Below are 1,626 nucleotides of genomic sequence, written 5' to 3' on the forward strand. Positions count from 1 at the left end.
CCAGCACGGCCTCTCTCATCGCCGCGACCGGCCTCCGTTCGCCTCGTTCGGTTCTGTCGCCCGTCGCGCGGCATCGGCCCGGACTTCGGCTCGGACCGAGAGCGACGGCGCGTTCCCCGGAACCGGTCGGTCAGTCTCGGTACGCATGCGGTCGGTACGCCGGTAGGTTCCTCCGCCACTTGAGACGTGTGGCGGAACGCCGCCCGGACGAGAGAGTCCACCCGACCACCCCGCGTCTCGTCGGACGACCGCTCGAGAGCGCCTCCGGTCAGGACAGCGCTCTGCGGATGCGAGGCAGTTCTCGCCGCAGACTCTCCCGTTTCAGGAGGAGGAAGCCGGCGAAGATGACGACGAAGCCGACGACGGTGTACACCGTCGGCAGTTCGCCGAGGAACGCCCACCCCGTGAGCGCCGCGAACACGGGCGCGACGTAGGAGACGAGGTTTATCTCGATGGGGCCGAGGCGCTCCAAGAGGTCGAAGTAGACGAGGAAGCCGATGGCGCTGGCCACCACCGAGAGGTAGCCGACGGCCAGAAGCGAGTCCGTCGTCCACGTCACGTCGGCGGCGGACTCGCCGATGCCGACGCTGACGACGTGCATCAGCAGGGCGCCGCCGAGCATCGTCCACGCCTCCATCGTCTCGATGGGGAAGTCGGCGTCGATGCGGCGGGTGAGCACCGACCCGAGGGCGAAACTCACCGCCGCGCCGAAGATGAGGAGTTTGGCGACGGTGCCGCCCGACAGCAGGTTGTTCGGGTCGGGGTTCGAGAGGACGACGACGCCGACGAGTCCCAAGAGCAAACCGACGGCACCGAGGACCGAGAGCGTGTCGGACGGGAGGAACGCGCGGGCGAACCCCGCCGTGAGGACGGGACTCAGGCTGACGATGACCGCGGCGGCCGCGGAGGTGACGGCGGGGTCCGTCTCGCCGACGAACAGGAGGGCGTGGTAGCCCGCCATGATGAGGACGGAGCCGACGACGACGGTGGTCCACTCGTCGCGGCCGCTCGGAATCGCGTGGTCGGTGGCGTAGACGGCGTAGCCGAGCATCAACACGCCGGCGACGTCGTAGCGAATCGCGGCGAACAGCACGGGCGTCTCGAAGAACCCGCCGGGGTCGCCGGGCGCCCGAGGCCGGCCTTGATGGCCATGAACGCCGCACCCCACACCGCGGCGAGGAAGAGGAACAGGCCGAGATTGCGATAGCGGCTCACACCTGCGGTCGGTCGGCCGCCCCCTCACGTTTCGTTCGGCCACCTCGTCTGCCGGAGAGCGAACGTCGCGGCCCGGACCGTCGTGCGGCGTCGGGCTTCGCGCGAGTGCCCGCGCGCCCTCAGTCGCCGCGGCGTCGGTCGCGAATCGCGCGGAGCACGTCCTGTCGGGCGACGATGCCGACGAGGCGCCCGTCCTCGACCACCGGGAGTCGGTTGATGTCCCGGTCGTCGTCCGCGAGGAGGTCGAGGAGGGTGTCGAGGTCGGTCTCGGGACCGACCGTCACCACGTCCGCGGTCATCACGTCGCTGATGGGTTTGTTGGCGTTCTTCAACAGGTCCACGCCGAGGTCGAGGTCGTCCCACGAGACGTCGATGGCGTAGGTCAGCGTCTCCATGAACGGCGGGAAGCCG

Annotated in this window: 1 protein-coding gene and 1 pseudogene; both read right to left on the reverse strand. The window is 69.7% G+C overall.

All coding sequences use genetic code 11. The annotated features are described in order from the left end of the window. Positions 1-268 precede the first annotated feature (268 nt). Positions 269-1,215: pseudogene (locus tag GJ632_RS21360) on the reverse strand (DMT family transporter). Positions 1,216-1,334: 119 nt separating this feature from the next. Further along, a partial coding sequence (locus tag GJ632_RS21365) for a CBS domain-containing protein (RefSeq protein ID WP_191453971.1) occupies positions 1,335-1,626 on the reverse strand: 292 nt, incomplete at its 5' end.

This window comes from Halogeometricum sp. CBA1124, from assembly GCF_009741955.1.
GTDB lineage: Archaea > Halobacteriota > Halobacteria > Halobacteriales > Haloferacaceae > Halogeometricum > Halogeometricum rufum.